Here is a 6,733-nt window from a genome sequence, read left to right as displayed (position 1 = left end):
GACGAAGTGTGGATGTGCGACACAATTAAATACCGAATATATGTGGGCTGATCAAAGATCAGCCCAGGCTTCTTCTAGTTTGTACCAGTTTATGTCTGGTGGCCATAGCGAGGTGGTCCCACGCCTTCCCATCCCGAACAGGACCGTGAAACGCCTTAGCGCCGATGATAGTGTGGCATTCGCCATGTGAAAGTAGGACACCGCCAGACGCCCGATTGCGAAGCCCAGCTCAGACGAGCTGGGCTTTTGCATTGGTGTTCAGACCTTGCCAAGCCTCCCCCATGGGAGGCTTTTTTGCGTCTGGGGCGCGCTGGAGGCTGAATAAGCGCAACGGCAGTGCCGTTTTGTTTACTTATTTTTTGGGCTTGACGGGTTTGACCGCTGCGGGTTTTTCGGTTGGGCTTTCCGGCTTTTTCACCTGTTTATCCGGTGCGATCTCGGTCAGCAACTGCTCCAGCAGTTTGCTGCGAGAGGCGATGTGATGATCGAAGCGCCAGTCTTTCAGTAGATCAATGGCGACGTCGAAATAACGCATGTCGATATCGTAGAGCAGGCTTAGATCGAAAGAGCGGCCCATTTCCAATGCGGTCGCCAGTTCCTTGAGCACTTGCATTTGCTGCGGGTCGTGTCCTTCTTCGATGAAACGGCGTATTTTTTTGGCGGCATTCATGGGGGAAGCTCCCTTGTTGGCAATGTGCCTATCTTAGCCAATGTCGTCGGGGCTGTAACTTGCATTGGCGCAAAGCCGGACCGTCTCGCCGCTTTCCCCCCTCTACTGTGTTGTTCCTTTCTCGAATACCACCCAAAAGAACTATTTCGATTAGATCGTTTTTCCTTGTCCTTGCCCACGTCTGGCGAATGGGTTTTCCTTCACGCCGGCAGTATGGTGTGAATATGGAATTGGACTGGTCGGCCGCCTGGTCGCAGAGGGAGAAAAGATGACATTCGCGACATATAAGCAGTACTCGGTGCTGGCCGTCAGCACTTTTGCTTTCACCGTCTGTTTCATGGTTTGGATGATGATGGGCGTGGTGGGCATTCCCGTGAAGCAGCAGCTGGGTCTGAATGAGACCGAGTTTGGGATTCTGGTGGCGATGCCGGTCTTGTCCGGCTCGCTGGTGCGGGTGCCGTTGGGCATTTGGACCGATCGTTATGGCGGTAGGGTTGTTTTGTTCTGCCTGATGCTGAGCACGGTGCTGCCGATTTACCTGATGGAGTACGCCTCCCAATATTGGCATTTCTTGCTGATTGGTTTGTTCATCGGTTTGGCCGGCGGCAGCTTCTCCGTGGGTACGCCCTATGTGGCGCGTTGGTTCGACGCGCGGCATCAGGGAATGGCGATGGGGGTGTTCGGAGCGGGCAACTCAGGCGCGGCGGTGAACAAATTCGTGGCGCCGGCTTTGATCGCGCTGGGCGGCTGGACGCTGGTGCCCCAGGTTTACGCCGGGGTGATGCTGGTCACGGCGCTGCTGTTTTGGTTTTGCAGTTATCACAGCCCTGCGCATTTGAGCGGCGGAGGCCAGCGTTTCATCGATCAATTGCGGGTGATGCGCGACCCTAGGGTTTGGCGCTACTCACAGTATTACTCGGTGGTGTTTGGCGGCTATGTGGGTTTGTCGCTGTGGCTGACCAAGTACTTTGTAGGCGAATACGGCTTTGATATGAAAACCGCCGCCTTTCTCGCTGCCTGTTTTTCCTTGCCCGGCGGCGTGCTGCGTGCGATCGGTGGCTGGATGTCGGACCGCTTCGGCGCATATCGCACGACGTGGTGGGTGATGTGGGTGTTGTGGGTGTGCTTCTTCATTTTATCCTATCCGCAGACTCAGATGGTAGTGGCCACCGTCAAGGGGCCTTGGAGCTTGCATATCGGTCTGAACTCGGTGTTGTTCACTGCGATTTTGTTCATCGCCGGCGTGGCGATGGCCGTGGGTAAAGCATCGGTGTTCAAGTTCATCGCTAATGATTTTCCAGACAACATCGGCGCGGTGTCCGGCGTGGTGGGGCTGGCCGGCGGCTTGGCCGGTTTCGTGTTGCCGATTTTGTTTGGCGTGCTAGTGGATCTGGCGGGGGTGCGTTCCAGCTGCTTCATGTTGCTGTACGGCACAGTCTGCGTCAGCTTGGTCTGGATGCATTACTCGTTCAAGCCGGTGGCGGAGGAGGGCTTGCGCCGGGCTGCGGCTGGTCGTTGAGTGTGAGTTGAATGGCGGCGCTTTGACGCGAGCCGCCTTTAAAAGATTGTCAAATAGCGCTGGTCTGGCCATGACTCGGGCCGGCGGGGAGGGTTGAGTCATGTCTTATGTCATCAAACGGTGGGAGCCGGAAAACGCCGAGTTCTGGCAACAGGAAGGTCAGAGCATTGCGCGGCGCAATTTGTGGATTTCGATCCCGTGTCTCACGCTGGCTTTCGTTATTTCAGTATTGTGGAGTGTGGTGACTTTGAACCTGCCGAACGCGGGGTTCAACTACACCAAGGATCAACTGTTCTTGCTGACGGCCTTGCCCGCGCTGTCCGGCGCGACCTTGCGCATTTTTTATTCCTTCATGCCATCCATTGTCGGGGGGCGTAAATGGACGACCTTGTCCACCGCCTCGCTGTTGATGCCGGCGGTATGGCTGGGCTTTGCGGTGCAGGATCCGACGACGTCTTATCCGGTGATGCTGGCGATCGCCTTGCTGTGCGGGTTGGGCAGCGGGAATTTCGCCAGTTCTATGGCTAATATCGCTTACTTTTTCCCCAAGGCGCAGAAAGGCGCGGCGAACGGTTTGAACGCCGGTTTCGGCAACCTCGGCGTGTCCTTGGCTCAGTTTGTGATTCCGTTGGTGGTGACTGGCGGCATGTTCGGCGCCTTTGGCGGTGATGCGCAGCATTATGTCAAGGATGGGGTGGAGAAGAGCCTGTGGTTGCAGAACGCCGGCTTCGTCTGGGTTCCCTTCATCGTCTTGGCCACGGCGGCTGCTTGGTTCGGCATGAATGATTTGGCCGACGCCAAGGCTTCGTTTACCGAGCAGGCCGTGATTTTCCGCCGTAAGCATAATTGGCTGATGTGTTGGCTGTACATTGGCACTTTCGGCAGCTTCATCGGTTTTGCCGGTGCCTTCGCTCTGTTGACCAAAACCCAGTTTCCTGAGGTGCCGGTGGCCAAGTTCGCTTTTATCGGCCCCTTGCTCGGCGCTCTGGTGCGTCCTATCGGCGGTGTGATTTCCGACAAGCTCGGCGGCGCGCGGGTGACGTTGTGGGTGTTCGCGGTGATGGCCTTGGCTGTGGTGGGGGTGTTGCATTTTCTGCCCGCGCATGACGCGACCGGTCAATTGAGCGGCGGTAGTTTTGCCGGTTTCTTCACCATGTTCCTGTTGCTGTTCACCATGGCCGGCGTGGGCAATGGCTCGACTTACCGAATGATTCCGACCATCTTCACTACGGGCCGGCTGCGTGCTGCGGCAGGCCGAGGCGAAGAGGCGTGCAAGCAGGCCGAGGCGGATGGGGTTAAGGAATCGGCCGCGGCCGGCGGTTTCATCAGCGCCATAGGCGCCTATGGCGGCTATTTCATTCCGCAAAGCTTTGGCGCGTCAATGAAGGCGACCGGCGGGGCGGAGCCGGCGCTGCTGTGTTTCATTGTTTTTTATATCAGCTGCATGGTTTTGTGCTGGTGGTTCTATGCGCGCAAGAACGCTGAAGTGAGTTGCTGATAAGCTAAGGCAGGAAGCAGAGCCGGCGGGGCGTCGAGACGATGCCTCGCCGGTTTGTCGTTTATCGGCTTGATGGGGATGGCGGCGGCTTGGTTTGTGTTTGGGGCGGGGCTGAGCTCGGGGAACGCTCAGGGTAGTTTGACGATGTAGTTGGGCCCGCCTTCCCGCGCTTTTTGCAGGGCTTCGTTCAAGCGTTCCAGCATGGGTTTGGGGGTGTTTTCACTGCCGCGCAGAGCGCTCAGTCCGACGCAGGCCGCCGCTTTGCGTTCTTCTCCCTGATACACGAAACTCAACTGGCGCAGCGATTTGATGAGTCTACGAGCCAGTTCGTTGGCCCCGCTTACCCCGGTGTTGGGCAGCAGAATGATGAAGGCGTCGTCTTCTCGCCGGGCGACGAGGTCGCTGTCGCGCGTGCTTTGCAGGCAGAGGCTGCTTGCGAGGCGCAACAAGTGGCGATGAGCCGAACCTTCATCAAGTTCCGGCATCGGTTCCGGCACGTTCATCAAACTGAGGATCAAGCCGGAGACGGCGCCGCCGTAGCGACGCGCGCGGCCGGTTTCGGCGTGAGCGGCGGACAGCAGGCGGTGCATGCCGGCCACGCCGGTTAGCTTGTCGTCATCGGTCAGTTTGTCTTCCGCGCGCAGGCTTTTCATCAGGCTGATCGAACGCTCTACTAAATTACGCTCAAAATCCAGCAACTGGCTCATCACCTTGGTCTCTGTGCGGTCGCTGAAGCTGTAGATCAGCATGAGCGCGCCTTCCAATTCCACCTCGCGCAGCGATAGCTGTACCTCGAAGCAGCGACCGCCGCTGGCTTGCAAGGTTAGCGAGCGGTTGTAAATCATGCTGGTGCGGCGCAGTTCGCCGGCCAGTAGTTCGGCGTCGGCGGGGTCCGGCAGGAAACGGGAAAAGGGTTGTCCAATCAGGTCGCTGTGCGGAGTGGCCAGCAGGATGGCCGCCAACTGATTGGCGCTGACGATCTGGCCATCGGCGGGAAGGGCTATGATCAGGGCGCCTTGTACGGTGTCGATCAGCGATTGAAAGGCTTGCAGTATCGCCATAGGGCTCTCCGTAAGTCGTGTGAGGCCGGCGAGTTCGCATCAGGCGTGGCCAGACGCGTAGCAATGGGGCCGCTGTCTAAAAACCTGTTCAAAGTCCGCTGCGCTTCGTGAAGCGTCGCACGGTGAGTGCAAGCTCAAAATGCTCGTGTACCACTCGACCATTCCGCTGTCTCAGCCGTTTTCGTCTTGTCTCGCCTTAGCTCGCGAGATCGTAAACACGTTCTAAGTGTATTCCCTGAGTACAGATATTTCATGCTCAACTTGTTGGCCGGGACTTGGCTTGCTTATCTTTGCCGGGAAATGACCGTGCTTATCCTGGAAATCAGAATTAATTGCCTGCGTACGCTGGAAATTGTCATCAATCATGGTAAATTCGTGTTTGTACGCAAAATACACTAGCGAGAACCGTAGTCCGTCGCCACCCCTGACGCGGCTTTCGGCCCGCCCACACGGCGGTTTTCTCTCCCTTGCCCGGCTTGCCGGGTCCCTTCCGTTCGCTCCCGGGCTTCATGATCTGGCCTGGCGCGGGCAGCGCCTTGTCGGCGCAAAACAGCACCTTTGCCGCTGCGGCGATCGCGTTTGGGCGCGGGCGTCGATTTCGGCGATTCAAAAACAAATATTCGGACAAAGAAGCAGACTGCATTATGGCAAGATCACAATGGGGCTCGCGCCTCGGTTTCATCCTCGCCGCCGCCGGCTCGGCCATCGGGCTGGGGGCAATCTGGAAATTTCCCTACGTCGCCGCAACCAATGGCGGCGGCGCCTTCTTGTTTATTTACCTCGGCATCTGCCTGACGCTGGGCCTGGCGCTGATGCTGGCCGAAATGGCGCTGGGCCGCGCGTCCAAGGCCGGCGCCGTTGGCGCCTTCCGCCAGTTGGCCGGCGGAGGCTGGCCCATCATCGGCTATATGAGCGTTTTGGTGTGTTTCCTGATTCTGTCTTTCTATAGCGTGGTGGGTGGCTGGACCATCGCCTACATTGTCAAGGCGCTGGGGGGCGGCATCATGACGTCGGACGCCAAGACCCTGGGCGCCATTTTCAGCGGCTTCATTAGCGACCCGCTGGAGCCTATCGCCTACCATGCCGGCTTCGCCTTGTTGACCGTGTGGGTGGTGGCCGGCGGTGTGCAGAAGGGCATCGAGAACTTATCGAAGTTTCTGATGCCGGCCTTGTTTGTGCTGATGTTGGTGTTGATTGCCCGAGGCCTGACGCTGCCCGGGGCTTGGGACGGCGTGAAGTATTTCGTGGCTCCGGACTTTTCCAAGGTCAGCAGCGCCATGTTGGTGGACGCGCTTGGCCTGGCTTTCTTCTCGCTGTCGCTGGGCCTGGGCATCATGATCACCTACGGCTCCTATGTGAGCAAGGAATCCAATCTGCTGGGGTCGGCGTTGTGGGTGATCCTGCTGACGGTGGCGACGTGCTTCCTCGCGGGTCTGATGGTGCTGCCGGCGGTTTTCGCTTTCGGTTTCGATCCGTCCGCTGGTCCGGGCCTGACCTTCATCACCATGCCGGCGGTGTTCGCCCATCTGCCGTTGGGCCAGCTGTTCGCGGTGATGTTCTTCTGCCTGCTGCTGCTGGCGGCGCTGACCTCCTCGGTGTCCCTGCTGGAGGTGGTGACCAGTTTCGCGATCGACGAGTTCGGCCTCAAGCGTGGCCAGGCGGCCTGGGTGATGACGCTGGGGATCTTCCTGCTGGGCATTCCGGCGTCCTTGTCCCTGGGGGTGTGGAGCGAATACCAGTTGTTCGGCATGGGCTTCTTCGATCTGCTGGACTACCTGACCTCCAAGCTGCTGATGCCGCTGGGTGAACTGCTGCTGGCCTTGTTTGTTGGCTGGAAGGCGTGGCCGGTGGTGCGCCGCGAGCTGGCCGGCGAGGGCGCCGGCCGCCGCATGCGGTTGATGCGCGGCTTCTGCATGGCGATGGCGCCGGCTTTGATCGGCTGGATCATGGTGGCCAGCCTGCGCGCCGGTTAACCCGGGCTGAGC

The 6,733-nt window shown here is 58.8% G+C and carries 5 protein-coding genes and 1 rRNA gene; 4 read left to right on the top strand and 2 right to left on the bottom strand.

The genetic code is table 11. The features are described from left to right. Positions 1–94: 94 nt before the first annotated feature. Positions 95–209, top strand: a 5S ribosomal RNA gene (gene rrf, locus BR71_RS18645). A 143-nt stretch (positions 210–352) separates the two neighbouring features. Here the strand turns inward: rrf and BR71_RS18640 are convergent. Beyond that, positions 353–670 (bottom strand): hypothetical protein, encoded by a 318-nt coding sequence (locus tag BR71_RS18640; RefSeq protein ID WP_019103283.1) that lies wholly within the window; start codon positions 668–670, stop codon positions 353–355. Between the two features lie 268 nt (positions 671–938). Between BR71_RS18640 and BR71_RS18635 the strand changes: the two genes are divergently transcribed. Beyond that, on the top strand, positions 939–2,189 hold the full coding sequence (locus BR71_RS18635; protein ID WP_043641106.1) for an MFS transporter: 1,251 nt from the start codon (positions 939–941) through the stop codon (positions 2,187–2,189). Between the two features lie 100 nt (positions 2,190–2,289). Further along, a complete protein-coding gene (locus BR71_RS18630; RefSeq protein WP_043641104.1) occupies positions 2,290–3,687 on the top strand; it encodes a NarK family nitrate/nitrite MFS transporter in 1,398 nt (465 codons plus the stop codon). 128 nt (positions 3,688–3,815) lie between these two features. Here BR71_RS18630 and BR71_RS18625 read toward each other — a convergent pair whose 3' ends face one another. Further along, entirely contained in the window at positions 3,816–4,748 is a 933-nt protein-coding gene (locus BR71_RS18625) for a sensor domain-containing diguanylate cyclase (RefSeq protein ID WP_043641101.1), read from the bottom strand. 644 nt (positions 4,749–5,392) lie between these two features. Between BR71_RS18625 and BR71_RS18620 the strand changes: the two genes are divergently transcribed. Continuing rightward, on the top strand, positions 5,393–6,721 hold the full coding sequence (locus tag BR71_RS18620) for a sodium-dependent transporter (protein WP_043641099.1): 1,329 nt from the start codon (positions 5,393–5,395) through the stop codon (positions 6,719–6,721). Positions 6,722–6,733: the final 12 nt, after the last annotated feature.

It is taken from the genome of Chromobacterium haemolyticum DSM 19808 (genome assembly GCF_000711885.1).
GTDB classification, from domain to species: Bacteria; Pseudomonadota; Gammaproteobacteria; order Burkholderiales; family Chromobacteriaceae; genus Chromobacterium; species Chromobacterium haemolyticum.
This window is presented reverse-complemented; position numbering and strand designations above follow the sequence as displayed.

Bases quoted from the DNA above. Each gene is read 5' to 3' on its own strand.
- BR71_RS18630 (WP_043641104.1), top strand. From the start codon at position 2,290: ATGTCTTATGTCATCAAACGGTGGGAGCCGGAAAACGCCGAGTTCTGG.
- BR71_RS18625 (WP_043641101.1), bottom strand. From the start codon at position 4,748: ATGGCGATACTGCAAGCCTTTCAATCGCTGATCGACACCGTACAAGGC.
- BR71_RS18635 (WP_043641106.1), top strand. From the start codon at position 939: ATGACATTCGCGACATATAAGCAGTACTCGGTGCTGGCCGTCAGCACT.
- BR71_RS18640 (WP_019103283.1), bottom strand. From the start codon at position 670: ATGAATGCCGCCAAAAAAATACGCCGTTTCATCGAAGAAGGACACGAC.
- BR71_RS18620 (WP_043641099.1), top strand. From the start codon at position 5,393: ATGGCAAGATCACAATGGGGCTCGCGCCTCGGTTTCATCCTCGCCGCC.